The sequence below is a fragment of the Streptomyces sp. NPDC004542 genome, from assembly GCF_040610035.1.
Classification (GTDB): Bacteria; Actinomycetota; Actinomycetes; order Streptomycetales; family Streptomycetaceae; genus Streptomyces.
Genome location: NZ_JBEXLP010000004.1, coordinates 119940 through 145250, shown reverse-complemented (window position 1 = coordinate 145250; position 25311 = coordinate 119940). Strand labels below are relative to the sequence as shown.

23 protein-coding genes and 2 pseudogenes are annotated in these 25311 nt (G+C 73.4%); 16 read left to right on the top strand and 9 right to left on the bottom strand.

All coding sequences use genetic code 11. The annotated features are described in order from the left end of the window. Window positions 1-141: 141 nt before the first annotated feature. The gene (locus ABZX30_RS04260) at window positions 142-966 is read left to right on the top strand and encodes a TIGR02452 family protein (RefSeq protein WP_355928572.1); all 825 of its coding nucleotides are present in this window, start codon (window positions 142-144) and stop codon (window positions 964-966) included. On the opposite strand, the gene ABZX30_RS04255 is transcribed toward ABZX30_RS04260, so the two are convergent. Both ABZX30_RS04255 and ABZX30_RS04250 read right to left on the bottom strand, forming a co-directional pair. Further along, window positions 951-1439 (bottom strand): type II toxin-antitoxin system PemK/MazF family toxin, encoded by a 489-nt coding sequence (locus tag ABZX30_RS04255; protein WP_355928569.1) that lies wholly within the window; start codon window positions 1437-1439, stop codon window positions 951-953. The two genes, ABZX30_RS04260 and ABZX30_RS04255, sit on opposite strands and share 16 nt — an antisense overlap. Before the next feature lie 179 nt (window positions 1440-1618). After that, complete coding sequence (locus ABZX30_RS04250) at window positions 1619-3043, bottom strand: amidase (protein WP_355928567.1); 1425 nt, start codon at window positions 3041-3043, stop codon at window positions 1619-1621. Window positions 3044-3241: 198 nt separating this feature from the next. On the opposite strand from ABZX30_RS04250, the gene ABZX30_RS04245 reads away from it, so the two are divergent. After that, the gene (locus ABZX30_RS04245; RefSeq protein ID WP_355928565.1) at window positions 3242-4630 is read left to right on the top strand and encodes a glycoside hydrolase family 43 protein; all 1389 of its coding nucleotides are present in this window, start codon (window positions 3242-3244) and stop codon (window positions 4628-4630) included. A gap of 96 nt (window positions 4631-4726) precedes the next feature. Here the strand turns inward: ABZX30_RS04245 and ABZX30_RS04240 are convergent, their stop codons facing one another. Next, the gene (locus ABZX30_RS04240) at window positions 4727-5128 is read right to left on the bottom strand and encodes a hypothetical protein (RefSeq protein ID WP_355928563.1); all 402 of its coding nucleotides are present in this window, start codon (window positions 5126-5128) and stop codon (window positions 4727-4729) included. Window positions 5129-5195: 67 nt separating this feature from the next. Here ABZX30_RS04240 and ABZX30_RS04235 point away from each other — a divergent pair, with 67 nt between their 5' ends. From ABZX30_RS04235 to ABZX30_RS04225, 3 genes are all read left to right on the top strand, one after another. Further along, window positions 5196-5630, top strand: coding sequence for a hypothetical protein (locus ABZX30_RS04235; protein ID WP_355928561.1), 435 nt, complete (start codon window positions 5196-5198; stop codon window positions 5628-5630). Window positions 5631-5668: 38 nt separating this feature from the next. Beyond that, window positions 5669-6682 carry a YihY/virulence factor BrkB family protein gene (locus ABZX30_RS04230; protein ID WP_355928558.1) on the top strand — a complete coding sequence of 338 codons (1014 nt, stop codon included), beginning with the start codon at window positions 5669-5671 and terminating at the stop codon, window positions 6680-6682. 301 nt (window positions 6683-6983) lie between these two features. Continuing rightward, window positions 6984-7511: a hypothetical protein gene (locus ABZX30_RS04225; RefSeq protein ID WP_355928556.1), complete on the top strand. Its 528-nt coding sequence runs from the start codon at window positions 6984-6986 to the stop codon at window positions 7509-7511. 535 nt (window positions 7512-8046) lie between these two features. On the opposite strand, the gene ABZX30_RS04220 is transcribed toward ABZX30_RS04225, so the two are convergent. Further along, window positions 8047-8610, bottom strand: a complete 564-nt coding sequence (locus tag ABZX30_RS04220) for a hemerythrin domain-containing protein (protein ID WP_355928555.1) — start codon at window positions 8608-8610, stop codon at window positions 8047-8049. Window positions 8611-8801: 191 nt separating this feature from the next. Between ABZX30_RS04220 and ABZX30_RS04215 the strand changes: the two are divergent. From ABZX30_RS04215 to ABZX30_RS04205, 3 genes and pseudogenes are all read left to right on the top strand, one after another. Further along, window positions 8802-8954: pseudogene (locus ABZX30_RS04215) on the top strand (NAD-dependent epimerase/dehydratase family protein); the annotation flags it as partial. A 44-nt stretch (window positions 8955-8998) separates the two neighbouring features. Next, window positions 8999-10228, top strand: coding sequence for a polysaccharide pyruvyl transferase family protein (locus tag ABZX30_RS04210; protein WP_355928551.1), 1230 nt, complete (start codon window positions 8999-9001; stop codon window positions 10226-10228). A gap of 5 nt (window positions 10229-10233) precedes the next feature. Then, entirely contained in the window at window positions 10234-11688 is a 1455-nt protein-coding gene (locus ABZX30_RS04205) for an FAD-dependent oxidoreductase (protein WP_355928549.1), read from the top strand. A gap of 293 nt (window positions 11689-11981) precedes the next feature. On the opposite strand, the pseudogene ABZX30_RS04200 reads toward ABZX30_RS04205, so the two are convergent. Both ABZX30_RS04200 and ABZX30_RS04195 read right to left on the bottom strand, forming a co-directional pair. Continuing rightward, window positions 11982-12186: pseudogene (locus tag ABZX30_RS04200) on the bottom strand (serine/threonine-protein phosphatase); the annotation flags it as partial. A 141-nt stretch (window positions 12187-12327) separates the two neighbouring features. After that, entirely contained in the window at window positions 12328-12789 is a 462-nt protein-coding gene (locus tag ABZX30_RS04195; RefSeq protein WP_355928547.1) for an ATP-binding protein, read from the bottom strand. Window positions 12790-12983: 194 nt separating this feature from the next. Between ABZX30_RS04195 and ABZX30_RS04190 the strand changes: the two genes are divergently transcribed. The 5 genes from ABZX30_RS04190 (at window position 12984) to ABZX30_RS04170 (ending at window position 19351) form a co-directional block, all read left to right on the top strand. Continuing rightward, the gene (locus tag ABZX30_RS04190; RefSeq protein ID WP_355928546.1) at window positions 12984-13751 is read left to right on the top strand and encodes an IclR family transcriptional regulator; all 768 of its coding nucleotides are present in this window, start codon (window positions 12984-12986) and stop codon (window positions 13749-13751) included. A 50-nt stretch (window positions 13752-13801) separates the two neighbouring features. Then, on the top strand, window positions 13802-15316 hold the full coding sequence (glpK, locus tag ABZX30_RS04185; RefSeq protein ID WP_355928543.1) for a glycerol kinase GlpK: 1515 nt from the start codon (window positions 13802-13804) through the stop codon (window positions 15314-15316). 468 nt (window positions 15317-15784) lie between these two features. Further along, window positions 15785-16756 (top strand): alpha/beta hydrolase, encoded by a 972-nt coding sequence (locus ABZX30_RS04180; protein ID WP_355928541.1) that lies wholly within the window; start codon window positions 15785-15787, stop codon window positions 16754-16756. Between the two features lie 20 nt (window positions 16757-16776). Beyond that, window positions 16777-17496, top strand: coding sequence for an alpha/beta hydrolase (locus ABZX30_RS04175; protein WP_355928539.1), 720 nt, complete (start codon window positions 16777-16779; stop codon window positions 17494-17496). Window positions 17497-17701: 205 nt separating this feature from the next. Continuing rightward, window positions 17702-19351, top strand: a complete 1650-nt coding sequence (locus ABZX30_RS04170) for a molybdopterin-dependent oxidoreductase (RefSeq protein WP_355928537.1) — start codon at window positions 17702-17704, stop codon at window positions 19349-19351. A gap of 99 nt (window positions 19352-19450) precedes the next feature. Here ABZX30_RS04170 and ABZX30_RS04165 read toward each other — a convergent pair whose 3' ends face one another. Next, the gene (locus ABZX30_RS04165; RefSeq protein ID WP_355928536.1) at window positions 19451-20008 is read right to left on the bottom strand and encodes an NAD(P)H-dependent oxidoreductase; all 558 of its coding nucleotides are present in this window, start codon (window positions 20006-20008) and stop codon (window positions 19451-19453) included. A gap of 101 nt (window positions 20009-20109) precedes the next feature. On the opposite strand from ABZX30_RS04165, the gene ABZX30_RS04160 reads away from it, so the two are divergent. After that, complete coding sequence (locus tag ABZX30_RS04160; protein WP_355928533.1) at window positions 20110-20790, top strand: TetR/AcrR family transcriptional regulator; 681 nt, start codon at window positions 20110-20112, stop codon at window positions 20788-20790. Here the strand turns inward: ABZX30_RS04160 and ABZX30_RS04155 are convergent. Next, a complete protein-coding gene (locus tag ABZX30_RS04155) occupies window positions 20765-21928 on the bottom strand; it encodes an NAD(P)/FAD-dependent oxidoreductase (protein WP_355928530.1) in 1164 nt (387 codons plus the stop codon). The two genes, ABZX30_RS04160 and ABZX30_RS04155, sit on opposite strands and share 26 nt — an antisense overlap. Window positions 21929-21946: 18 nt before the next feature. Beyond that, a complete protein-coding gene (locus ABZX30_RS04150) occupies window positions 21947-22618 on the bottom strand; it encodes a TetR/AcrR family transcriptional regulator (protein WP_355928527.1) in 672 nt (223 codons plus the stop codon). Window positions 22619-22755: 137 nt separating this feature from the next. Here ABZX30_RS04150 and ABZX30_RS04145 point away from each other — a divergent pair, with 137 nt between their 5' ends. Together ABZX30_RS04145 and ABZX30_RS04140 are read left to right on the top strand one after the other, a co-directional pair. Further along, the gene (locus tag ABZX30_RS04145) at window positions 22756-23802 is read left to right on the top strand and encodes a LacI family DNA-binding transcriptional regulator (RefSeq protein ID WP_355928525.1); all 1047 of its coding nucleotides are present in this window, start codon (window positions 22756-22758) and stop codon (window positions 23800-23802) included. Between the two features lie 59 nt (window positions 23803-23861). Next, window positions 23862-25307: a benzaldehyde dehydrogenase gene (locus ABZX30_RS04140; protein ID WP_355928523.1), complete on the top strand. Its 1446-nt coding sequence runs from the start codon at window positions 23862-23864 to the stop codon at window positions 25305-25307. The last annotated feature ends 4 nt before the right edge of the window (window positions 25308-25311 follow it).

Here is a 25311-nt window from a genome sequence, read left to right as displayed (position 1 = left end):
CGGGACAAGTGAATATGGGAACCTCTCTTTCCGCGGCTGGGAAACTCTGTTGCACCGCAGGACCAGCATCGCTCACGATGCGTTCATGGGCACGACGGGGGCCGCACGGGTCGCGGTCATGGCACCGACGGGGGTGGTGCCATGAGCGCGGGCCTGCGCGGCATCGCGCGCGAGACCGAGAGAATCGTGGCGGCGGGCTCGTACCGCACGCCCGGCGGTCGTGAGGTCGCGCTCGCGGCGGCGATCGAGGCCGCCCGCGCCGGTACGCGCACGTACGGCCCCGACCCGGTGCCGGTGCCGCCGGCCCCCGCGGCCGGCACGGTCTTCGAGGTCACCGGCGAGAGCAGCCTGGAGGCCGCCCGCCGCCTCGCGGAACCGGTCGCCGTCCTGAACTTCGCCTGGGCCCGCAATCCCGGCGGCGGTTACCTGCGCGGCGCACAGGCCCAGGAAGAGGCCCTGTGCCGCGCCTCCGCGCTGTACACGTGCCTGCTGCGGGCCCCGGAGTACTACGACCACCATCGCGCCCACCGCGACCCGTTCTACACGGACCGGGTCATCCACGCACCCGCCGTGCCCGTCTTCCGCGACGACCGGGGCCGGCTGCTGGACGAGCCGTTCGCGGCGGGATTCCTCACCTCGCCGGCCCCGAACGCCTCGGTCGTCCGGCGTACGGCCCCCGAGCGCGTGGCCGAGCTGCCGTCCGCCCTGGCGGCACGCGCCGAGCGGGTGCTGGAGACCGCCGCGGCGCACCGGTACCGGCGGCTGGTGCTGGGCGCCTGGGGCTGCGGAGTCTTCGGGAACGACCCCGCGCAGGTCGCGGCCGCCTTCCACGTACTGCTCGGCCCCGGCGGCCGGTTCGCGGGGAGCTTCGAGCACGTCGTGTTCGGGATCCTGGACCGGACACCGGGAGCCGCGGTGCGGGAGGCCTTCGCACGGGCCTTCCCGGAGCGTCAGCTCCAGCCGTAGCGCTCGTGCAGCCGCTGCCTCACCAGGTTGAACCGGCCGCGGTCCAGCGCGCACGCCTCCCGGCGCATGCCCTCCTCGTGGAGCCGCAGGACGCGGTCCACGTCGACCCAGGAGTCGCGGCCCGAGCGGTCCCAGGGCCCGCTGCCGATCGCCACCCACCGGGACGAGTCCCGGCTCCACCGGAGCGGCTTCGCCGCACCCCCTGTCGCGCCGTCGTGCCGCTTGCTGGACAGCTGCACGGCGAGGAACGTGCCCGCGGCCTCCCGGGCCACCACCAGCACCGGGCGGTCCTTGCCCCGCCCGTCGTTCTCCTCGAAGGGCACCCAGGTCCACACGATCTCCCCGGGATCCGGGTCGCCGTCGTGCGCGGGGGAGTACTCGGTACGCACCGGGCCCACCTCGCGGGGGTCGGCCTCGGTGGTGGCGTGAGGGCCGTAACGGCCGGGGACGGATTCATCGGTGAAGGCTGTCACGCGTGGCACCTTACGGGGCGTCGGACACGGCGTGTCCACCGGTCCGGCGCGGACCGGCATCCGCCGGGCGGAAGGGACGCCCGGACGCGGTGGCGTGCCGCGCGGGCCGGCCCGATCGGCACGGCGACGGCGACGACCGCCGTGGGACGGTGTACGGGCGGCGTACGGGCCGGGCCGCGTCACACCGTAGGCGCGTCCATGAGTTCGTGCTCCGGCGGCCACAGCTCGTACCACCTGAGCTCGGCCTCCAGCTGGGCGGCGAGGGAGAGCAGCAGCGGCTCGCTGTTGGCCGGGCCGAGCAGCTGGGCGCCCACCGGCAGGCCGCCGTCGACGAAGCCGGCCGGGACGTTGACACCGGGCCAGCCCAGCACGTTCCACGGCCAGGCGTAGGGACAGGCGGCGATCATGGCGCGGTCGGTGGCCAGGCCGCCGAGGTCGTGGAAGGCGCCGATCCGGGGCGGCGGAGCGGCCGTCGTCGGTGCGAGGACCACGTCGTACGACTGGAAGAACCCGCCGATCCTGCGGTGCATGACCGCCTCGGCGCGCCGGGCCGCCCGCAGCGGGGCCCCGCCGAGGAGTCGGCCCAGACGGGCGGCGCCGTGGGTGCGCCGGTCGAGCAGCGTGGGCTCGGGCGCCTCCCGGACCCGTTCGGCGATGCCGGCCGTGGCACGCGGTACGAAGGTCAGCCCGATCTGCCCGTACGGCGGGTCGGCCTCCTCTACGGTGTGCCCCAACGCGGCCAGTTTCTCCGCGAGTTCGACGACCCGGGTCCGCACCTCGGGCCGGAGCCGGGCGGGCACGGCGGTGAACGGCGGTCTGAGGGAGAGCGCGACGCGCAGTCGGCCGGGGTCGCGCCCGACCGCGGCGACGGCGTCGACGGCCGGCGGGCGGTGCGGGTCGAGCGCGTGATTGCCGCTCGCCGCGTCCAGCAGCAGGGCCGCGTCGGCGACCGTACGGGCCAGCGTGCCGTTGACGGTGATGCCCTGGAAGGACTCGCCGCGCGGCCAGGTGGAGACGCGGCCGCGCTGCGGCTTGACGCCGATCAGGTGGGTCCAGGAGGCGGGGATCCGCACCGACCCGGCGCCGTCGGAGCCGAGCGCGGCCGGCACCACCCCGGCCGCGACGGCGGCGGCCGAGCCCCCGGAGGAGCCGCCCGGCGTGTGTTCCGGGTGCCAGGGGTTGCGGGTCTCGCCGAACGCGGGTCCCTCCGTGAACGGCCACTGCCCGAACTCGCAGGTGTTGGTCTTGCCGATGATCACCGCCCCGGCCGCGCGCAGCCTCCGTACCGCCTCGCCGTCCTCGGGCACCGGCGGGAAGGTGCCCCGGCAGCCGAACGCGGTCGGTTCGCCCGCCACGTCCATGTCGTCCTTCACCGCGACGGGCACCCCGAGCAGCGGCCGCCGGACTCCGGTGGCCAGTTCCCGGTCGGCGGCGTCCGCCTCGGCTAGCGCGGCCTCCGTCCGGACGATCCGGAAGGCGTTGAGCGAACCCTGGGTGGCCTCGATCCGCGCCAGGGCCGCCTCGACCAGGGCGCGGGAGGTCACCTCCCCCTCGGCCAGCGCGCGAGCGGAATCCGCGAGGCCTGCGGCACGGTCGAGCGTCATGGTGGGCCACCTCCGGTAGCACGTCGTCTACCGAACGGTAACGTCCGAAGGGCGTGACGGACAGCTTTTCCACAGGTGGCATCCAGCCACGTCGGAACCATTGACGTGCACCTGTCTCACCTCTACCTTCTGACCGACTTTTCGAACTCTGTTCGAAAAGTCGAACCACTCTTCGAGTTCCTTTAGGGAGAGCCGCCCGTGACCACCACACCCCCCGCCCCGTCCCGCCGCAGCCTGCTGCGCGCCCTGGCCGCCCTGCCCGCCTCGGCGGTCGCGCTGGGCGGGTTCCCCGGCCTGCTCGGCACGGCCGCGGCCGCCGTGCCCGCGAGCGGCTCCGCCACCCGCTACACCATCGTTCCGTTCCTCGACAGCGACGACGGCACGGTCAACGTCTACCAGTCGGACGACGCCACCGACTTCCGCCTCGTGCAGGCCTCCGCGTACACCCCACCGGCGAACCGCATCCGGGACGCCAGCCTCTTCCGGCACACGGACGGCTACTACTACCTCACCTACACCACCCACACCTGGCAGGACGTCAGCACCACCATCGGCTTCGCCCGCAGCTCCGACCGGGTGACCTGGACGTTCCTGTACGACTACGCCGTCCCGTTGGCGAACCTGTCCCGGGCGTGGGCCCCCGAGTGGTTCGTGGACGCGGACGGCAGCGTCAACGTCATCGTGTCGTGCTCGACCACCGACGACGAGTGGATCTTCACGCCGTACCTGCTGACGGCCACCGACGCGGCCCTGACGGCATGGAGCTCTCCGGTCGCCCTCGCCGGCCTCGGCAGCAACCACATCGACACGTTCGTGGTGCGGACCGGCTCGACGTACCACGCCTTCACCAAGAACGAGACGGCGAAGTACATCGAGTACGCCACCGCCTCGAAGCTGACCGGCCCCTACACGATCTCCCGGACCGGTGACTGGGCGGGCTGGGGCAGCTACCGCGAGGGGCCCGCGCTGGTGCAGCTGGACAACGGCGCCTGGCGGATCTTCTTCGACGGTTACGGCGACGGCAACTACTACTACAGCGACAGCTACGACACCTTCGCCACGTGGAGTGCGCCGAAGGCGCTGCCCGGCATCTCGGGCACCGCCCGCCACTTCACGGTCATCAAGGAGACGGTGTCCGGCGGCGCGAGCCTCACCCGGAACGCCACCGGCTCGTTCCGGTCCGCCAACTACCCGACCCGGTACTGGGAGGAGCGGTCCGCGCTGCTCGACCTGCCGGTGGTGACCGCCTCCAGCGCCACCGCCGACAAGCAGGCCGCCACGTTCACCGTGGTCGCCGGCCTGGCGGACGCCGGCGGCTACTCGTTCCGCGACGCGTCGGGCAACTACCTGCGGCACTACGGCTTCCGGGGCCGCTTCGACGCGAGCGACGGGACGACGGCGTTCGCGAAGGACGCCACGTTCATCGCACGGGCGGGCTCGGCCACCGGCTCGGTGCGCTTCGAGTCGTACAACTACCCCGGCTACTACCTGCGCCACTACGACTACCAGCTGCGCGTCGACCGGTCCGACGGCACGGACCTGTTCCGGCAGGACAGTTCGTTCGTGCCGGTGGCGCCCTGGGCCTGAGCCGGCCCCTTGCTCACCGAACGCACTCCGCGGGGACGTCCACCGGTTCGCTCGGCCACGGCCGTGCGCGGGGCTTCGCGCTGCCGGACTGAACGGTCAGGGCCGGGCCGGCCGGATCTGCATGCCGGGGCGGCGCCGGTGGACGGTCAGGTACGACATGCCCGCCTCGCCGGCGACCAGGCCCCGGGTGCTGCCGTGCGGCAGCCAGGCCACGCTTCCCGTGCCCAGGGTCTGCGTGCCCCGGGTGGAGATCAGCGTGCCCTCGCCGGCCACGATCAGCAGCAGGACGTCGAGATCCGGCTCGGTGTGCGGGGCGACACGCCGCGCGGGCGGGAGGAGGACGACGTTGGCGTCGAGCTGCCGTCCGGGTTCGGCCAGCCGCCACAGCGCGCCGGCCGTTTCGTCGTCGGGCGGGGTGAGCGATCCGGTGTCGCACAGGACCCGGGGGGCCGGGTCCGGTGCGGGCGGACGGGGGTGGTCGCCGTCGTCATGTGTCACGCCCATAAATTAGCATCTAGCATGCATATTTCAGTGGGTGCTGGTGCGACATGAGAGGAGCGGTGACATGACGACCGGGTCGGCCGCGGTAGCCACAGGGGTCACGTTCGTCTGGCTCGGGATGGTGCTCGCCATCTCCTTCCTGGAGGCGCCGCTCAAGTTCCGGGCCCCAGGGGTGACCGTGCGCATCGGGCTCGGCATCGGCCGTCTCGTCTTCCGGGCCCTCAACGGCGTCGAGGCGGTGCTGGCGGCGGCCGTGGTCACGGCCGTGGCGGTCGGCGGTCCGCCCGCCCCCGTGGCCGTCCTGACCGGGCTGGCGGCGGGCCTGCTGACGGTGCAGGTCGCCGCGGTGCGCCCGGTGCTCAACCGCCGCTCCGACCGGGTCCTGGCGGGGGACGAGTCCGGGCGTTCCCGCGCCCACCTGTGGTACGTGGCCTGCGAGGCGGCCAAGGCGGTCGTCCTGCTGGCGCTGGGCGTCACCGTGCTGACGACGATCACCTGACCGGGCATGTCCTGGGCCGGCCGGGTTACTACGGGGGTATGGCACCGACATCGCGATCCAACCGGCAGGACGAGCCCGCACAACCGACCGAACCATCTTGGAGGGCGGTGCTGAAGGGCACGGTCAAGGAGTTCCAGAACGACGAACTCGCCGACCGGGCCGCGGCACTGACGTACTACGGGGTGCTGTCGATGTTCCCGGCGCTGCTGGTGCTGGTCTCCCTGCTGGGCATCGCCGGGGAGTCGGCGGCCCAGGAGGTCCTGGACAACATCAGGCAGCTGGCCCCGGGATCCGCCCGGGACATCATCGGCGACGCGGTGCGGCAGTTGCAGGGCCGGGGCGGCATCGGGTCGGTCATGGCCGTCGTCGGTATCCTGCTGGCCGTCTGGTCCGCCTCCGGTTACATCGGGGCGTTCATCCGCTCGGCCAACGCCGTGTACGACATGCCCGAGGGCCGCCCGGTGTGGAAGATCCTGCCCGTGCGGGTCGGCGTCACGGTCGTGCTGCTGGTGCTCGCGGTGATCAGCGCGCTGATCGTGGTGTTCACCGGCGGTGTCGCCCGGCAGGCCGGCGGGGCGCTGGGTATCGGTGCCCAGGCCCTGACGGCGTGGTCGATCGCGAAGTGGCCGGTGCTGGTCGTCCTGGTCACGATCATGATCGCGCTGTTGTACTGGGCGGCCCCCAACGTGAAGGGCCGCGGGTTCAGGTGGATCACGCCGGGCAGCGTGCTGGCCCTGGCCGTCTGGATGATCGCCTCGGCCGGCTTCGCCTTCTACGTGTCGAACTTCGCCACGTACAACAAGACCTACGGCACGCTCGCCGGTGTGATCGTCTTCCTGGTGTGGCTGTGGATCAGCAACATCGCGATCCTGTTCGGCCTCGAGTTCGACGCCGAACTGGCCCGCCGTCGCGCCGTCGCCGATGGGCTGCCCGAGGACGCGGAACCCTATCTGCCGCCCCGCGACACCCGTGCCATGACCGGGGAGGAGCAACGCCAGGTGGAGGAGGTCGAGGAGCGCGTGGCGCAGGAGGCCCGGCACCCTGCGGAGTGAGGGCGGGCGTTCACGGTTCGCGGTGTTCGGGGAGCCGTTGGGGTGGTCCCCGGGCCTCCCGAGGCGTTCCGCGTGTCGACCCCGAGGCGCCGGGTACCAGGTGCGCAATGTGGCCCAGCCGGTCATCGGACGCGCCTTCCACGTCTACCACCTGCGCGAACGGGAGCCGGTGGCGGCGGTGACGGGGGACGGGACATCGCACGGCTGACGCGGGTGTGGCCGACGACACGTCAACGGCCCGGGCCGGGCGGGGCTACCGTTTTCCGTAGTCCCCCTTTCCCGGCAGCCCGGACGGCCCCGAGTGCTCGCAGACCTCTCCCCGCTGATAGCGGCGACCTCCCAATGGCTGACCCGCGCCTACCCGTCCAGCGGCGGGGCGCTCGCCTCCGTCCTGTGCGAGGTGCAGGCGCGGCAGGCCGTGACGGTCGCCGCCTGGCTGCGGTACCCCACCGCGATGGACGCCGCCCTGGTCGGCATGGCGGGCCCCGGCGGCTCCGCCGCGCTGGACTGGATCACCGGAGTGACGGTCAGCGAGGACGACGAGCCGGAGACCTGGGCGTGGCGCACCTGGGTGGACGAGGTCGTCGCCAGCTGGGCGGCCGTCCTGCTCACCGACCCGGAGCTGGCCGCCCTGGCGGTGGCCGCCCTCGCGGACGGCGAGCACACCGTCGGCACACCGGTCGAGTTCCGGCGCCTGACCGAGCCGGACGAGGCCGACCGCCGGGCGGCGGCGCTTCTGCGCCACCCCGACCTCCTCGCCCCGGTCGCGCGGCTCCACCACACCCAGCTCCTGGCCCGCCTCGGCCCGGGCCGGGCCCTGGCGGCCTGAGAAACGCCACGCGCCGCCCGCCGTCGCGGCCGGCGTGCCAGCCCCTGCCCGCGTCGGCGCACCCCGCCGCGGTCCGCCCCCCGACTGCCTCCGCCCCGGCGGGGCTGCGCGGTGCGGTACGAGTCAGCGGGGTGCGCGCCCCCGGGCCTGCGGCCTCCGGCCTTGTGCGGGTCTGCGGTTCCCGGCCCTGTGCGGGTCTGCGGTTCCCGGCCCTGTGGAAGACCGGCGGAAACCAAGGAAGCCGGCCGCACTGCACGGCCGCCCCACCGAGTCGGTCACGGCGCCGACCATGGTGGCAGACCGGTCGGCCGGGCCGGGGTCACTCCCCGCCGGCGGGGGCCGCGCGCGACCTCAACGCGCCGACGCGCCATCGGGTCTGCCCCGCAGAGTGCGTTCGCTCACAGGACGCATCCGCCATGCCGGCTTCGACAGGTGAAGCCGACTGCCCCGCACACCCGGACATACTCATGCAAAAGGGCCCGTCGCCATCGCGACGGGCCCGCCCGTGTACCTGCCGGCAGCCCGGCCGGACGCGTCAGCCCGTCTTGCCGCGCCCGGAGAGCGCGTCCCGCAGCCGGTCGACCAGCCCGACGCCCGGAGCCAGCATCTTGTGGGCCGGCGGCTTGTCCGGGGCGGCCGGGTGGGGCCGGGTCGGTGCCGTCTTCTTCGCCTGGCGGACCTTGTCCCCGAGCTCGTTCAGCGCGTCCGCGGGACACGCCGCGCGCAGCCGCGGGAAGAGGTTCTGCTCCTCGTCGCTGACGTGCGTCCGGATCCCGCTCATCAGCGCCGTCATCAGCCGGTCGAACTCGGGGTCGTCCGCCTCGCGGCTCTCCAGGTCCTTCATGAGCTGCTCGGCCTTGGCGTGGTCCTCGAGCTCCTTGTCGGCCAGCGCCCCGCCGCCCTCCACGTGCTCCCGCACGGCCGGGTACAGATAGGCCTCCTCGGCCACCGAGTGCCGGACCAGCTCCATCGTGGCCTGGTCGGCGTAAATCTTGCGCTTCCTGTCACCGGACGGCAGCGCCTCGATCTTGCCGAAGAGGTTTTCGACCTCCCGGTGATCGGTCACCAGTTCGTCGATGACGTTCCCACCGTGTCCCATTGTCCTACCTCCAGCCTGAGCACGACGGCTCCGGTCGGATCCGCCACGGAGCCCGAGTGCCCGGCGACGGTGGACTCACACGAATCGCGCGTGCAGGGCGGTTCTCGCACACTGGTCATCAACGTGTGAAAACTACTGAGACGGGGACCCCGTCCCAGTGCCGTCGGGACCACGGCGGACGCAAGAGCGGCCCGCTCGTGCACCCGCAACGCGAGGACTACTGGGGCAACGTCAACCCGGTCGGCCCGCGCAGTGTGTACGACGAGTCGAAGCGGTTCGCGGAGGCCCTGGTCACCGCCCATGTGCGCACCAACGACGCCGACGCCGGGATCGTCCGCCTGTTCGCGCCGCCGTGCGGCCCCTCACCTCCTTCGACAAGGAGTTCCGGATGACCCAGACCCAGCGTCCGTCCCCCTCCCCGCCGGATCTGCGGATCGGCCTGCTCGGCTCGTACGGCGGGCGCAACATCGGCGACGAGGCGATCCTCACCTGCGTGCTCGGCTGCCTGCGCGCGCACCGGCCCGGCGCCCGCCTGGTCGTCTTCAGCCGGCACGCCGACCACACCCGGCTCCACCAGCCGCGGGCCGACGAGGTGGTCGCCTGGGAGGGGGTCCCGCAAAGACCCGTGCTCGACGCCCTGGCGAGCCTGGACCTGCTGGTGCTCGGCGGCGGCGGAATCCTGTACGACGGGGAGGCGCGCCGCTATCTGCGGCTGGTCCGCGCGGCCCAGGACCGGGGTGTGCGCACCTTCGCCTACGCCGTCGGCGCGGGCCCGCTGCGCGAGCCGGAGGACCGGGAGGCGGTACGCACCGTCCTGCCCGCGATGGACGACGTCGTGGTCCGCGACGAGGAGTCCCGGCTGGTGCTGGAGGAGGTCGGCGTCGATCGCGAGCTCACCGTCACCGCCGACCCGGCACTGCTGCTGCCGCCGGAGCCGTTCACCGAGAAGATGATGCGCGAGGAGGGCCTCCCCGTCGGCGGCCGCCTCATCGGGATGTCCGTACGGGAACCGGGCCGGGCGGCGGAGAACCTCGACGAGGCCAGCTACCACGCGCTCCTCGCCGACGTGGCCGACTTCCTGACCCGGCGGCTGGACGCGCACGTGGTCTTCGTGCCGATGGAACGCCAGGACGTCCACCACGCGCACGGCGTGCTGTCCCGGATGAGCGCTCCGGACCTCGGCCGCATCCTCCACAACCCCTACAGTCCGGGCCAGGTGCTGGGCTTCATGCGCCACCTCGACCTGGTCGTCGGCATGCGCCTGCACTTCGTGATCTTCGCGGCGGTCACCGGCCTGCCCTTCCTGCCGCTGCCCTACGCGGGCAAGGTCTTCGACTTCGCCCGCCGCACCGGCGCGCCGGCGCTGGTCGGCGTGGCCCGGGAACAGGCCGGACTGCTGCTCGCCGAGGTGGACCGGCTCTGGGACGAGTTCCCGCGGCGCCGCGGGGACCTGGCCGCCCGCGTGACCGTGCTGCGGGCACTGGCCGGGGAGACCTGCGTCCGCTGCGGCGACCTCCTCGACTCCCTCGACGGCGGCCCACGGGACACCGCGCGGTCCCGGGAGGCCGGCCCGTGCCTGTTCACCCCGGGTGCACCGGCCCGGGCCGGCGGGAGATGAGAGCGATGCCCCTCCTGGAAGAACCGCGCCACTCCCGGACCGTCACCCTCCCGCCGCGCCCGGCCCGGCACGGCGGCCGGGCGGACGTCCTGGTGGTCGGCGGCGGTCCGGCCGGCACCGCCGCGGCGTACGCGGCCGCCGACGCCGGCGCCGACGTCGTGCTCGTGGAGCGCTACGGCTTCCTCGGCGGCAACGCCACGGTGGCCCTCGTGATGCCGCTGATGTCCTTCCACAACGAACACAAGCAGGCCGTGTTCGGCGACCCGTGGGAGCAGGGCGACCGGCTGCTGCCCGGTGACCACGGGGAGGGCGAGGCGGTGGTCGCCGGTTTCCTGTGGCGGCTGCTGGAGCGGCTCGGCGAACGCGACGGCTGCGTCCCGCCGTCGCTGGAGACCGGCTACACCGTGCCGTTCGATCCCGAGGTCTTCAAACTCGTCCTGCTGGACCTGCTCGACGGGGCGGGCGTGCGCCTGCTGCTGCACGCCTTCGCCTCCACCGCGCTGCCCCTGGACGACGGCTGGCGGGTGGCGTTCGAGACCAAGTCGGGCCCGGTGGTGATCGACGCCGGGGTCGTGGTCGACGCGACCGGTGACGGTGACGTGGCCACCGCCTGCGGAGCGCCCTCGGAGATCGGGCGTCCCGAGGACGGTCTCGTGCAGCCGATGACGCTGATGTTCCGGGTCGCCGACTTCGCGCGGCCGGCTTTCGCCGAGTACGTGCGCGCCCACCCCGACCAGTGGCGCGGTGTGCACGGGCTGTGGGACCTGGTCGAGGAGGCCACGGCGGCGGGCGAACTGCGCCTGCCGCGCGAGGACATCCTGTTCTTCGGCACCCCGCACCCGGGCGAGGTCGCCGTCAACAGCACCCGGGTCACCGGAGCGCTGGGCATCGACGTCTGGGACCTGACCCGGGCCGAGTACGTCGCTCGCCACCAGATGGCCCAGATCGACCGGTTCCTGCGCGCCCGTGTGCCCGGCTTCGAGAACGCCTACGCGGTGCAGAGCGGCACCCAGATCGGCGTCCGGGAGACCCGCCGCATCCTCGGCGACCACCAGCTGACCGGCCACGACATCCTGCAGGCCCGGGCGTTCCCGGACGTCGTCGCGCACGGCGCGTACCCGATCGACATCCACAACCCGCAGGGCACCGGTACCGTCATCAAACGCGTGCCCCGCGGGCGTTTCTACGACATCCCGCTGCGTGCCCTGCTGCCGCGCGGCGTCGAACGGCTGCTGGTCGCCGGCCGCTGCATCTCCGGCACCCACGTGGCGCACTCCTCGTACCGCGTGATGCCCATCGCGATGGCCACCGGCCAGGCCGCGGGCGTCTGCGCCGCGCTCGCCGTCCGCCTGGGCCGGCGCCCCCGCGAGGTGCCCCACCGGGTCGTCCAGCAGGAACTCCTGCGCCAAGGGGCCCGCCTGCGCTGCGACGCCGCCGACCTCGCGCCGGCGCCTCAGTGACCGGCCACGACGCCCGCCGGTGACGGCTCCGGTACGGGGCCCGGCTCGGGCGGACGCGGACCGGGCGGCGCAGTGGGCGACGGGCCGGGCGGCGGCTCGGGGACCGGCTCCGGCAGCGGGGGACCGGGAGCCGGACCGGGGTGGCCCGGGCCCGGCGCGGGCGGTGTGGGCTCCGGCGGGACGGGGATGGGTGGCTGGACCACGTCGGCCTGCTTCGTTTCGCCTCCGTCGTACGGAGTGCTGTGTGTTCCCCGTATCGCAGACGTCACGCCCCGCGACGCGGTACCACGCATGCGGAGCAGGAGCAGGGCGGCGTCGTCGTGCGGCCGCCCGCCCACATCGGTCAGCAGTTCGTCATGGAGCGCGTCGAGGACGCGGGCCGGTTCGCCGCACACATGGCGGACCAGTCCCTCGGCGAGCGGACGGGACCTGCCCGGAGAGGGCACGCGGCCCGAGGGGCGGGACCGGATCGGCCGGCTCCACCGCCCCGACGCCGGTGCACCCGCGTACCCGAGGCCGGCAAGGTCCGCCTGCCGCCGGCCCGTGGCCGGCCCTCACCGGTGAGACGGTGCGGACGCGGCGGCCGCCGGCGGCCGCGGAGGAACGGGCGGTCGCCGGGTCCGCCGTGACCGGACTCGCTCAGGTCCGATCCCCCCGGCCGCCCGCCGCCACGACCAGTTCGGCCCACCGGGTGATCCCGCCGGAATGGACGCGTACGCCGTGCCGGGTGGCCAGCGCGTGGACGATCTGCACGCCCCGGCCGTGCTCGTCCGGGTCGACATCCGCCGACCGCTGCCCCACCACGGGCGCCGGTCCCGCGTCGGTGACCTCCACCCGCAGGGTGCCGGCCCCCCCGGCCCGGACCCAGGACAGGCGCAGCTGGGCGGGGGGAAGGGCGTGCACGAGCGCGTTGGTGAGCAGCTCGGACACCACGAGCAGGGAGTCCTCGACGATCTCCGGGCAGACGTTCCAGTCGGCGAGGACCGCCCCGACCCGCCGGCGCACGGCGGTCACGGCACCGCTGACCGGCGGCAGCGGACAGACGTGCGTCTCCGCGTCCGCGTCCCGATACCCCGGATCGAGCTCGAGCTGTACCGACATCCTTGTCTCCTCCGGTGAGCCGGCTGTGCGCCTGATCCCAGCGCGCTGTGCCGGGCCTCGTAGCAAGGTAGGAAGCCGGACGTACGCGGTCAATGAACGGCGGTCGGCATTGCCGAACGCTCGGCGGGGCCGCGTCCCCACACCTTCCACCTGCACGTAAGGCGGACCGCTCACGGCGGTACTAGGCTCGATCCATGACCGGCCCGGTCCAGTCCATCGAACGGGCGGCTGCGATCCTGCGTCTGCTCGCCGGCGGACCTCGCCGACTCGGACTCGGCGAGGTGGCGGCCTCGCTCGGGCTGGCCAAGGGCACCACGCACGGCATCCTGCGCACACTCCAGCACGTGGACTTCGTGGAGCAGGACGCGGCGACCGGAAAGTACCAGCTCGGAGCCGCCCTGCTGCACCTGGGCACCAGTTACCTCGACGTCAACGAGCTGCGGTCGCGCTCCATCAACTGGGCCGACGCGCTGGCCGCCCGCAGCGGCGAAGCGGTCCGCCTCGGCACCCCGCTGGAGGGCCAGGTCCTCGTCGTCCACCACGTGTTCCGGCCGGACGACTCCCTCCAGACCCTGGACGTGGGCTCGCTGCTGCCGCTGCACGCGTCCTCGCTCGGCAAGGTCCTGCTGGCCTTCGGGACCGCGCCCCTGGAGGAGGCGCTGGAAGCCGGGCTCGAGGCGTACACCCGGCACACCCTCGCCGTCCCGGAGCAGCTGAACCGGGCACTCGCCGAGGTCCGGGAGGTCGGATGGGCCGCCGAGGTCCAGGAGATGAGCATGGGCGAAGCCGGTGTCGCCGCGCCGATCAGGGGGCACGGCGGCCTCGTGGTGGGCGCCATCGGACTGTCCGGCCCGGTCGAGCGGATCTGTGACGGCCAGGGCCGGCCCCGGCCGAACCTGATCACGCTGCTGCGCGAGGCCGCACGGGCGATCTCCAGAGACCTGGGAGCGGCCCGCTGGTGAGGCGTCGCCAGTCCCCGCCGCCGCGACACATCGGAAGGGCAGACCCGATCATGGTTGAACGGTATGTGATGTCCATCGATCAGGGCACCAACTCCACCCGATGCATCCTGTTCGACCACCACGGGCGGCTGGTGGCCGTGGCCCAGCGTGAGCACCGGCAGCACTTCCCCAGGCCCGGATGGGTCGAGCACGACGCCGTCGAGATCTGGCGCAATCTGCTGCGGATCGTGCCCGAGGCCCTGTCCGGTGCCGGCATCGCCGTCCAGGAGGTCGCCGCCATCGGCATCACCAACCAGCGGGAGACGACGGTGCTCTGGGACCGGCGGACGGGCGACCCGCTGGGCCGGGCGATCGTCTGGCAGGACACCCGCACGGCACCGCTCGTCGAGGAGCTCAAGCGCGCACCCGGCGAGGAGTTCTTCATCGAGCGCTGCGGCCTGCCCCCCTCGACCTACTTCTCCGCGCTGCGCGTCCGCTGGCTTTTCGACCAGACCGACGGGCTGGAGCAGCGCGCCAGGGACGGCGAGGTGCTGTTCGGCACGATGGAGAGCTGGCTGCTGTGGAACCTCACCGGGGGCGTGGACGGCGGCCTGCACATCACCGACCCCACCAACGCCAGCCGCACCATGCTGATGAACATCCGCACGCTCACCTGGGACGAGGAACTGCTGGCGTTCTTCGGCGTGCCCCGGCCGATGCTGCCCGAGATCCGGTCCTCGGCCGAGACGTACGGCGAAGCCCGCTCGGTGCTGCCGGGCATCCGGGTCACGGCCGCCCTCGGCGACCAGCAGGCCGCCCTGTTCGGGCAGACCTGCTTCTCCCCGGGCGAGGCGAAGTGCACCTACGGAACGGGCAGCTTCCTGCTCCTCAACACCGGCGCCGACCTCGTACGGTCCCGGCACGGGCTCCTCACGACCGTCGCCTACCAGATCGGCGCTCAGCCTCCGGTCTACGCCCTGGAGGGTTCGATAGCCGTCACCGGCTCGCTGGTCCAGTGGTTCCGGGACCGGCTGGGACTGATCAGCACCGCCCCGGAGATCGAGACCCTCGCGCGCACGGTCGAGGACAACGGCGGCTGCTACATCGTCCCCGCCTTCTCGGGGTTGTTCGCACCCCGCTGGCGCAGCGACGCACGCGGTGTCATCGTCGGGCTCACCTCGTACATCACCAAGGGCCACCTGGCCCGGGCCGTCCTGGAGGCCACCGGCTGGCAGACGCGCGAGGTCGTCGACGCCATGAACGCCGACTCCGCGGTCCCCCTGAGGGAGCTGAAGGTGGACGGCGGCATGACGGCCGACAACCTGCTCATGCAGTTCGTGGCCGACGTGCTCGGCGTGCCCGTGGTGCGGCCCATGGTCGCCGAGACGGTCTCCCTCGGCGCCGCCTACGCCGCGGGCCTGGCCGCCGGTTACTGGCCGGACCTGGAGGTCCTGCGCCGCAACTGGCACCGGGCCGCCCAGTGGCTGCCGAACATGGACCCCGAACGGCGGGAGCGGGAGTACGAGGACTGGCAGCGGGCCGTCGAACGCTCACTGGGGTGGATCAGACCGCCGAAGACCCCGTGAAGCCGGAGTGGAACCGTCGCCCGCCCCGGCCGGGGTGAGCACACCGCGCCGGCCACGAGTAAACGTCTGCTGTGCGGGGTCGGCGGGCGGCGGGTGCGCGGCGCACGGGGTGCCGGTGTGCCGGGCGGGCTGCCGGTGATGTGTCCGTCGGGGGGCTTGACGGAGTGTGGTCGGCTGGGGTTTCTGTCGTGGTGGGCGTGTGTACGTGTGCGGTGCGGTCCTCGGGTGTCGGGTGCGCGGCGCACGGGGTGCCGGGCCGGGCGCCGGTGACGTGCCCGCCGGGGGGTTTGCCGGAAGCGGCCGCATCGCATTCCCGCCGGCGGCCGATGTCATGCCGGGCGGATCGCATTCGGTGCGCTGTGGGACCACAGGGAGTGCACTCGCGGGCAACGACCGGCGCTCCGCCGGAATTACCGTTACCGGCGTCTCGACACATCACCGCATCACCCGAAACACCAGGAGAAACCCATGTCCGACGCCGTCGAGCCGGTCACGCCGGTACTGGAGCCCGCGGCGGCCGCCTTCGCGGAGGCGACCGCCAACCCGCCTTACCTCTTCGACCTCGGTCCGGTGGAGGGCCGCAAGGTGGTCGACGAGGTGCAGTCCGGCGAGATCGACAAGCCCGCCGTCGACGAGGAGTGGATCACCGTCTCCGGTGGCCCGACCGGCAGTGTCCGGGCCCGGATCGTCAGGCCCGCCGGGGCGGAGGGCACCCTGCCGGTGATTCTCTACATCCACGGCGCGGGCTGGGTCTTCGGCAACGCCCACACCCACGACCGCCTGGTGCGCGAACTCGCCGTCGGCGCGGGCGCGGCCGTGGTCTTCCCCGAGTACGACCTCTCGCCCGAGGCCCGCTACCCGGTCGCCATCGAGCAGAACTACGCGGTCGCCCGGTGGGTCGTGCAGGAGGGCGCCTCCAAGGACCTGGACGGCACCCGCCTGGCCGTGGCGGGTGACTCCGTCGGCGGCAACATGTCCGCCGCGCTGACCCTGATGGCCAAGGAGCGCGGCGACGTCCCGCTCGTCCAGCAGGTGCTGTTCTACCCGGTCACCGACGCGGCCTTCGACACCGGCTCCTACCACCAGTTCGCCACCGGCTACTTCCTGCGCCGCGACGCCATGCAGTGGTTCTGGGACCAGTACACCACCGACGAGGACCAGCGCGCCGAGATCACCGCCTCCCCGCTGCGCGCCGGCACCGAGCAGCTCACCGGCCTGCCCCCGGCCCTGGTCATCACCGCCGAGGCCGACGTGCTCCGCGACGAGGGCGAGGCCTACGCCGGCAAGCTGCGCCAGGCCGGGGTCCCGGTCACCGCCGTCCGCGTCCAGGGCGTCATCCACGACTTCGTCATGCTCAACGCCCTGCGCGGCACCTACGGCGCCGAATTCGCCATCAAGCTGGCCGCGGACACCCTGCGCGCCGCCCTGCACACCGCCTGAACCCCAGGAGACCGACTCACATGACCACCTCCACCCCCACCGTCGTCCTGATCCACGGAGCCTTCGCCGACGCCGGCAGCTGGGCCGGGGTCATCGCCGAGCTCCAGGGCCACGGCATCCCGGTGATCGCACCGCCCAACCCGCTGCGCGGGCTCGCCTCGGACGCCGCCTACGTCGCCTCCGTGGCCGCCCAGATCGACGGCCCCGTGGTTCTGGTCGGCCACTCCTACGGCGGTGCCCTCATCACCGTGGCCGGCACCACCGAGAACGTCGTGGGCCTGGTCTACGTGGCCGCCTACGCCCTGGACGAGGGCGAGAGCCTCGGCGAGCTGCAGGGCCGCTTCCCGCTCTCCCCGCTGGTGAGCAACCTCAAGGAGTGGACGTACCCGGTGCCGGGCGGCGAGCAGGCCGTCGAGGTCACCATCGCCGAGGACGCCTTCCCGTCGGTCTTCGCCGCCGACGTGCCCGCGGACGTCACCAAGATCCTCGCCGCGGCCCAGCGTCCGCTGGCGGCCGCCGCCTTCGAGGAGACCGCCACCGCGGCGGCCTGGCAGACCAAGCCCTCCTGGGCGCTGATCGCCGGCGCCGACGAGGCGATCAACCCCGAGGTGGAGCGCTTCGGCGCCAAGCGGGCCGGCGCCACGCTGGTGGAACTCGAGGGCGCCTCCCACGCGGTCGCGGTCTCGCGGCCCAAGGAGGTCGCCGACCTGATCCGCGAGGCGGTCCGCGCGACCGGCTGACCCGCCCGCACCGGTGACCGCGCGGACGCCCCCCGACCGGGTGGGCGCCCGCGCGGCTCCGTGTCCGGGCGGCTCACACACCGCGGACCCGCCGTGTGCGGCCGTCTTAACCCCCGGTGATCCGCGGAGCGACCTTCGTGTAATGAGCCCTCCGTAGCGTCGCCGTGTACGACAGGACGGCTCAGTACACGACAAGGGGGCGCCCGTGGCCGCGCCGGACCCGGGAACCGACGGCATGCCGGAGACGGTGCGGACGGTCTGCTCGTACTGCGGTGTGGGCTGCGGCATGGTCCTCTCCATCGGCACGGGACCGGACGGACGCCGTACGGTCCTGAAGGCGTCCGGCGACAGGGAGCACCCGGCGAACTCCGGCCGGCTGTGCACCAAGGGCGCCACCACGGCCGAGATGCTCTCCGCGCCGGGACGGCTGACCACGGCCCTGGTCCGACCCGGGCGCGGCGACGAACCGGTGCCCGCCCCGCTGGACGCGGCGGTCGCCGAGACGGCGCGGCGGCTGCGGGCGGTCATCGACGAGCACGGGCCCGACGCGGTCGCCCTCTACGTGTCGGGACAGATGAGCCTCGAGGCGCAGTACCTCGCCAACAAGCTGGCCAAGGGATTCATCCGGACCAACCAGATCGAGTCCGACTCCCGGCTGTGCATGGCGAGCGCGGGCACCGGCTACAAGCTGTCGCTCGGCGCGGACGGCCCGCCCGGCTCCTACCAGGACCTCGACCGGGCGGACGTGTCCGCCCGCCTGACCGGCAACCGGCTGCTCAGCCTGCCCGGCGCGGGCAAGGAGGTCCGCCGCTTCACCTTCGACACCCGCGACAGCGAGCGGCCCCTCATCCACGAGGCGGGCGACGCGCTGGCCGTCCGGCCCCGCAACTCCCCGGAGCTGGTGGCGGAGTGGCTGGCCGTCACCGGGCTGGACGCGGACACGGCGGTACGGGTCGACGGCACGGGCGAGATGTCCCTCGGCGACGCCTTCCTGCGCCACCTCGACATCACCCGGCTCGGCCCCGGCCTGCTGCGCTTCGTCGCCGACCGGGCCCGTGACCCGCGCGAGCTGCGCACACTGCTGCGCCCTGACAACAAGGGCGAGCTGGCCAAGTGGTCCTGGGGCCGGCAGGCGGTGGACGTGGTCACCGAGTACGGTGTCCGCGCGGACGCGCAGACCTGGGCCGACGTACTGGGCCGTCTGCAACCCCGCCTGTACTCCATCTCCTCCAGTCCCCTGACCGACCCGCACCTGGTGTCGCTGACGGTGTCCGTGGTCCGGTACGAGAACCTGCGCGGCCGCGCCCGGCAGGGCGTCTGCTCGCCCTTCCTCGCCGACGCCGCGCCGGGCACCCCGGTACCCGTCCACGTCCAGCGCTCACCGCACTTCCGGCCGCCCGCCGACCCCGCCACCCCCATGGTGATGGTCGGCCCCGGCACCGGCGTGGCCCCGTTCCTCGGCTTCCTCCAGGAGCGCAGGGCCCGTGGTCACCGGGCCCCCAACTGGCTGTTCTTCGGCGAACAGCACCGGGCCACCGACTTCTACTACGAGGAGGAGCTGACCGCCCTCCGCGACGGGGGCACCCTCACCCGCCTGGACACCGCCTTCTCCCGCGACCAGCGCGCCAAGGTCTACGTCCAGGACCGGATGCGCGAACACGGCCCCCTGCTGTGGTCCTGGCTCCAGGACGGCGCCCACTTCTACGTCTGCGGCGACGCCTCCCGCATGGCCAAGGACGTCGACCGCGCCCTGAGGGACATCGCCATGACCCACGGCGGCCTGACCGAGGACGACGCGGCGGCCTACGTCAAACAGCTCACCGGCGACAAGCGCTACGTGCGCGACGTCTACTGACTCCCGTCGCGAACCGTGCCCCGCGCCGCATCGCCGCCGACGCGAAGGGGCCGGAGCCCGCCCGCACGGCTCCGGCCCCTTCGGGGTGGGTGGGCGCGATCAGGCGGCCACGCCCACGTTGCCGTGCAGGCGCGCGACGACCTCGGTCAGCTGGGCGGCGACCTCGGCGTCGTCGGCCGGGTGGGTCTCGGCGAAGCGGGTCACGGAACCGGGGATGGAGAGCTTGATGTCCTCGATCACCTTGCCGCCGGCGATGCCCACGGCCTTGCGGGCCTCGTCCTGCGCCCACACGCCGCCGTACTGGCCGAAGGCGGTGCCGACCACGGCGACGGGCTTGCCGCCGAAGGCGCCGGCGCCGTACGGGCGGGACAGCCAGTCGATGGCGTTCTTCAGGACGGCCGGGATGGTGCCGTTGTACTCGGGCGAGAAGAGCAGGAAGGCGTCGGCGGAGCCGGCGGCCTCGCGCAGCTTCGCGGCGGCGGCCGGGACGCTGCCCTCGACGTCGATGTCCTCGTTGTAGAAGGGGATGTCGGCCAGGCCCTCGAACAGGTCGACCTCGGCACCCTCCGGAGCGAGCTTGACGGCCGCCTCGGCGAGCTGACGGTTGTGCGAACCGGCGCGGAGGCTGCCGACGAGCGCAAGGATGCGAACAGACATGGGGGTTCTCCAAGGGGCTGAAACATCGTCGTGAAGATTCGGACCGGAGTCCGGTTCATTTCCTAGCATCATAAGCGGACCACGGTCCAGTTTTGTTCCGGATGCTTTACGCTGTCTTCATGTCCAGCGTCCTGCCGCCTTTCCCGAACCCCGAGGAGCCTCTGGACACCCCCCAGCTGCTCGAGGTCGTCCCGGCCCCCGACGAGCCGTGCCTGCGCGCCGACGCCGCCCGCAACCGGGCCAAGCTGCTCCAGGCCGCGGCCCGGCTGATCGCGGAGCACGGGGTGGCCGGGGTGACGATGGAGGCGGTGGCCGCGGCGGCCCGGGTGGGCAAGGGAACCGTCTTCCGCCGCTTCGGTGACCGGACCGGGCTGCTGATGGCGCTGCTCGACCACTCCGACAAGCAGTTGCAGGCCGACTTCCTCGGCGGGCCGCCGCCGCTGGGCCCCGGGGCGCCGCCCCTGGAGCGGCTGCGGGCGTTCGGTGTGGCGGTGCTGTACCGCTCGGCCGAGCGGCTGGACCTGCACCTGGCCGCCCAGCCGGACCCGGCCCGCCGGTTCTCCCACCCCGCGGTCCGGGCGCTGCGCACGCACGTCACGGTGCTCCTGCGGCAGATCCTGCCGGACGCCGACTGCGAACTGCTCTCCCTGACGCTGATGGCGTATCTCGACCCCGCCCTGATCAACCATCTGACCCGGCAGTGCGGGATGCCCATGGAGCGGCTGGAGACCGGCTGGATCGACCTCGTGGCCCGGGTCACGCGGACGGAGCCGCCCCGCTGACCTCCCGGTGCCCCGTGAACAGGTCGACCAGGCCCTGCGGCGCGTCGGCGCGGAAGAGCATGGCCCCCTGCTCCGCGGAGTCCGCCGCGGACGCCTCGGCGCGCGGGAACAGCCGCTCCTCGTAGGCGGCCAGCGCGGCCTCGGTGTCCCCCGGGTGCGCGGCGAGCGCGAGCCCCAGTTCGGCGCCGTCGAGCAGCGCCAGGTTGGCGCCCTCGCCGGCGAACGGCGACATCAGGTGGGCCGCGTCGCCGAGCAGCGTGACACCGGCGACCCGGTCCCAGCGGTGGCCGACCGGCAGGGCGTGGATCCGCCGGGGCACCAGCGGGCCGTCGGCGTCCGCGACGAGCGCCCGCAGGCTCTTGTCCCAGTCCGCGAAGTGCTCCAGCACCGCCCGCCGGGCGGCCCCGGTGTCGGCGAAGTCGATTCCGTCCAGCCACTCCTCGGGCACGTCGAGCGCGGCGTAGACGTGCAGGCCGCCGTCGGGCTCGCGGTGGGCGAGCAGACCCCGCCGCGGGCCGAGCGCGAACAGCATCCCGCGGCCGACCACTTCGGCGCTCACCGGATGCCGTACGTCCGCGGCGGACAGGTGCGCCTCCACGAACGACACCCCGGTGTACGCGGGCCGGGCGTCCGAGACCAGCGGGCGCACCCGTGACCAGGCGCCGTCGGCGCCGACCAGCAGACCGGTCGTGAAACAGCCGCCGTCGGCGAGCGTCACCTCGTGCCGGCCGGCACCGAGCGGGCGGGCGCCGGTGACCTTCGCGCCCCAGCGGACCGTGCCCTCGGGCAGCGAGCCGAGCAGCAGCCCGCGCAGTGCGCCCCGGTCGATCTCCGGACGTCCGCCGGCTCCGTCGTCGGGCATCTCCATGCGGACCCGGGCGTCCTTGTCCAGGATCCGCGTCGCCTGGCCGCCGCTGTGGACGCGCGCCAGGAACTCCTCGTACAGCCCGGCCGCGCGCAGCGCCACCTGGCCGGAGTCGTGGTGGATGTCGAGCATGCCGCCCTGGGTGCGCGCGGCGGGGGAGTCGTCGACGTCGAGGACGGTCGCCTCGATGCCGTGCGCGTGCAGCACCCGGGCGAGGGTGAGCCCGCCGAGACCGGCGCCGACGACGGCTATGGGGTGGTGGGGAGTGGTCATGGTGGCCTCCTGGCGGGGTCAGTGGGGTACGACGGTGTTCTCGATGCCGTTGACCAGCACCTGGAACGCCCAGGACATACGGGCCTCGGGCGTGCCCGAGAGGAGAGCGCCGGACGTGGCGGCGATGTGCGGGTGGGTGCGGTCCGAGGCCTCGCGCAGCGCCCGGCCGATGGCGTCCCAGTCCTCCTGGGACGCCTCGTCCGCGTGCTCGGCGGCCGTCGCGGTGGCGAACTGGAGCAGCATGTCCACGCCCCACGCCGCCTGCGCGGGCGGCACACCGCCCTCGTCGAGCAGCGCCAGCAGCGTCTCGATCAGATCCAGGTAGTGGGGGCCGCTGGGACGGGCCGTGAGGGCCGCCCGGGCGAGGCTCGGGTGCTCGAAGAGCATCCGCGTGTACGCGGTGAGCACCCGTTCCAGACGATCTCGCCAGGGGCCCTCCTCGGGGGCCGGGCCGACCGTGCCGAGCAGCTCGTCCAGTACGGCAGCGTGGAGTTCGTCGGTGTTGCGGACGTAGACATACAGCGACGCCGGGCCGGTGTCGAGCCGCTGCGCGAGGCGCCGCATGGTGACCTTGGGCAGGCCTTCGGTGCGCAGCAGTTCGACGGCGGCGGCCACGATGCCCTCCCGGCTGAGGGCGGGCTTGGCCGGACGTTCACGACGGCTTCGGGGGGAGTCGGGGCGCTCTGTCATGCCCTCAGAATAACGAACATGTTCGTTGCGAACAAGTTCGTCACGAACATGTTCAGCAGAGAGTCGGATCCGGCCCCCGGCCGTGGAACCGTGAACACCTTCCCCCGCGCATCCCCGGCCCCCGGCCTTCTGCCAAGATGCGGTACGTCATGGTGCAGATACCGAACTCGCCCTCGCCGGGGGCGCCCGTACCGCGCTCCGTGCCCACGAGCGCCGATGTGGCCCGCCTGGCCGGCGTCTCGCGCGCGACCGTCTCCTACGTCCTGAACAACACCAGCGCGGTACGGATCAGCGAGCCGACGCGCCGCCGCGTCCACCAGGCCGCGAAGGAGCTCGGATACGTGCCCCACGCGGCGGCCCGCAGCCTGCGCGCCGGGCACAGCCGCATGGTGCTGATGCCCGCCCCGACCGTCCCCGTCGGGGCGCTCTACGGCCGGTTCATCAACGAACTCCAGTGGGCCCTCGGCCGCCTGGACTACACGGTCGTGCAGTACGGCACCGTCGGCGTGCACGGCGACGAGGCTGCCCGGGCCTGGGCCGAGTTACGGCCGGTCGCCGTCCTGGTGCCCGGCGCCGGGCTCGGCCCCGCGGGTGTCGCCGTGCTCAAGCGGTCCGGTGCCCGCGCCGTGGTCACCATCGGCTCCGAGAGCGTCGAGGGCGCCCACGCGCTGCTGATGGACCACGCGAGGGTGGGCCACTGTGCCGGCGCCCACCTCCACGCACGCGGCCGGCGCCGCATCGGGGTCGTCGTCCCCGAGGAACCCGGCCTCGAAGTCTTCTCCCGGCCCCGGCTGGAGGGCGTACGGCAGGCCCTGCGCGGCACGGACGCCACGGTCACCGGGCTGCCGCTCGCCCACGACGAGGAAGCCGCCGCCCGACTGGCCGCCCGGTGGCGGGAGCTGGGCCTCGACGCGGTGTTCGCCTACAACGACGAGTACGCGATGCTGCTCATGCGCGCGTTACAGGACGAGGGTGTCCGCATCCCGGAGGAGACGGCGGTGATCGGGTCCGACGACCTGATGCTCGGCCGTCTGCTGCGGCCCCGGCTCAGCACGATCCACATCGAGCTGCCCTCCGGCCGCGGCCTGGCCGAACTCGTCGACCGCGCGGTGCGCGAGCCCGGTGCCGCACCCGAGACGCACAAGGTGCTCGGGGCCTCGGTGGTGCAGCGGGAGTCCAGCTGACCGAGGACTACGATGTTGCACGCTCAACCAGATGCCCACCCGGCGATCGGAGAGCCGTCATGCCGTTGCTCGAACCCAAGACCTGGCAGACCGTCAACTCCCGTGCGCTGCGCGGAGTTCGGTACACCGTCACCGAGCCCGCCACCGGCGGCCCGCTCGGCACGCTCGCCCTCGCCGCTCCCGAGGACGTCGAGGAGGCCGCGCGGGCGGCCGGTGCCGCACAGCGGGAGTGGGCCCGCGCCCCCCATTTCGTCCGCGCCCAGGTGCTGCGCAGGGCAGGAGACCTGTTCACCGCGCACGCCGGTGAACTGCGCGAGTGGATCGTCCGCGAATCCGGTTCCATCCCCGGCAAGGCCGACTTCGAGCTGCACGTCGCCGCCCAGGAATGCTACGAGGCGGCCGCCCTCGCCTCCCGCCCCGCCGGACAGGTGCTGCCCAGCGAGGCGCCCCGGCTGTCGTACACCCGCCGGGTACCGGCCGGCGTCGTCGGAGTCATCTCCCCCTTCAACGCCCCGCTGATCCTCTCCATCCGCTCCGTCGCCCCGGCCCTCGCCCTGGGCAACGCGGTCGTGCTGAAGCCGGATCCGCGCACCGCGGTCTGCGGCGGCCTCGCCCTCGCCGCCGTCCTCGCGGAGGCGGGACTGCCCGAGGACCTGCTGCACGTGCTGCCCGGCGGCGCGGACGTCGGCGCGGCCCTGGTCGAGGACCCGCGGGTGCCGGTGATCTCCTTCACCGGGTCCACCGCGGCGGGCCGCGCGGTCGGTGAGGCGGCCGGCCGCCACCTCAAGCGCGCGCACCTGGAACTGGGCGGCAACTCCGCGCTGCTCGTGCTGGAGGACGCCGATCTCGACGCGGTGATCTCCGCCGCCGCCTGGGGGTCGTTCTTCCACCAGGGGCAGATCTGCATGACGACCGGCCGCCACCTGGTGCACGCCTCCCTCTACGAGGAGTACGTCGAACGGCTGGCCGCCAAGGCCGACTCCCTGGCCGTCGGCGACCCCCACCGCGACCAGGTGCACCTCGGCCCGGTCATCGACGAGGGCCAGCTCGCCAAGATCCACGGCCTGGTCGGGGCGAGCACCGCCCGCGGCGCGAAGCTCGCCGCGGGCGGTACGCACGACCGGCTCTTCTACCGGCCGACGGTCCTGGCGGGCGTCGACGACGACACCCCCGCGTACGCCGAGGAGGTGTTCGGGCCGGTGGCGCCCGTACGGCGGTTCCGTACCGCCGAGGAGGCGGCCGCCCTCGCGGCGGAGAGCCCGTACGGGCTCTCCTTGGGCATCGTCACCCGGGACGCCGCGCGCGGCCTGGACCTGGCCGAGCGCATTCCCACCGGCATCGTCCACATCAACGACCAGACGGTGAACGACGAGGCCGTGGCCCCCTTCGGCGGGACCGCCGCGTCCGGCACCGGTTCCCGCTTCGGCGGCGAGGCCAATCTGGAGGCCTTCACCGAGGTGCGCTGGACCACGGTGCGCGGGGATGTGGCGACGTATCCGTTCTAGCCGT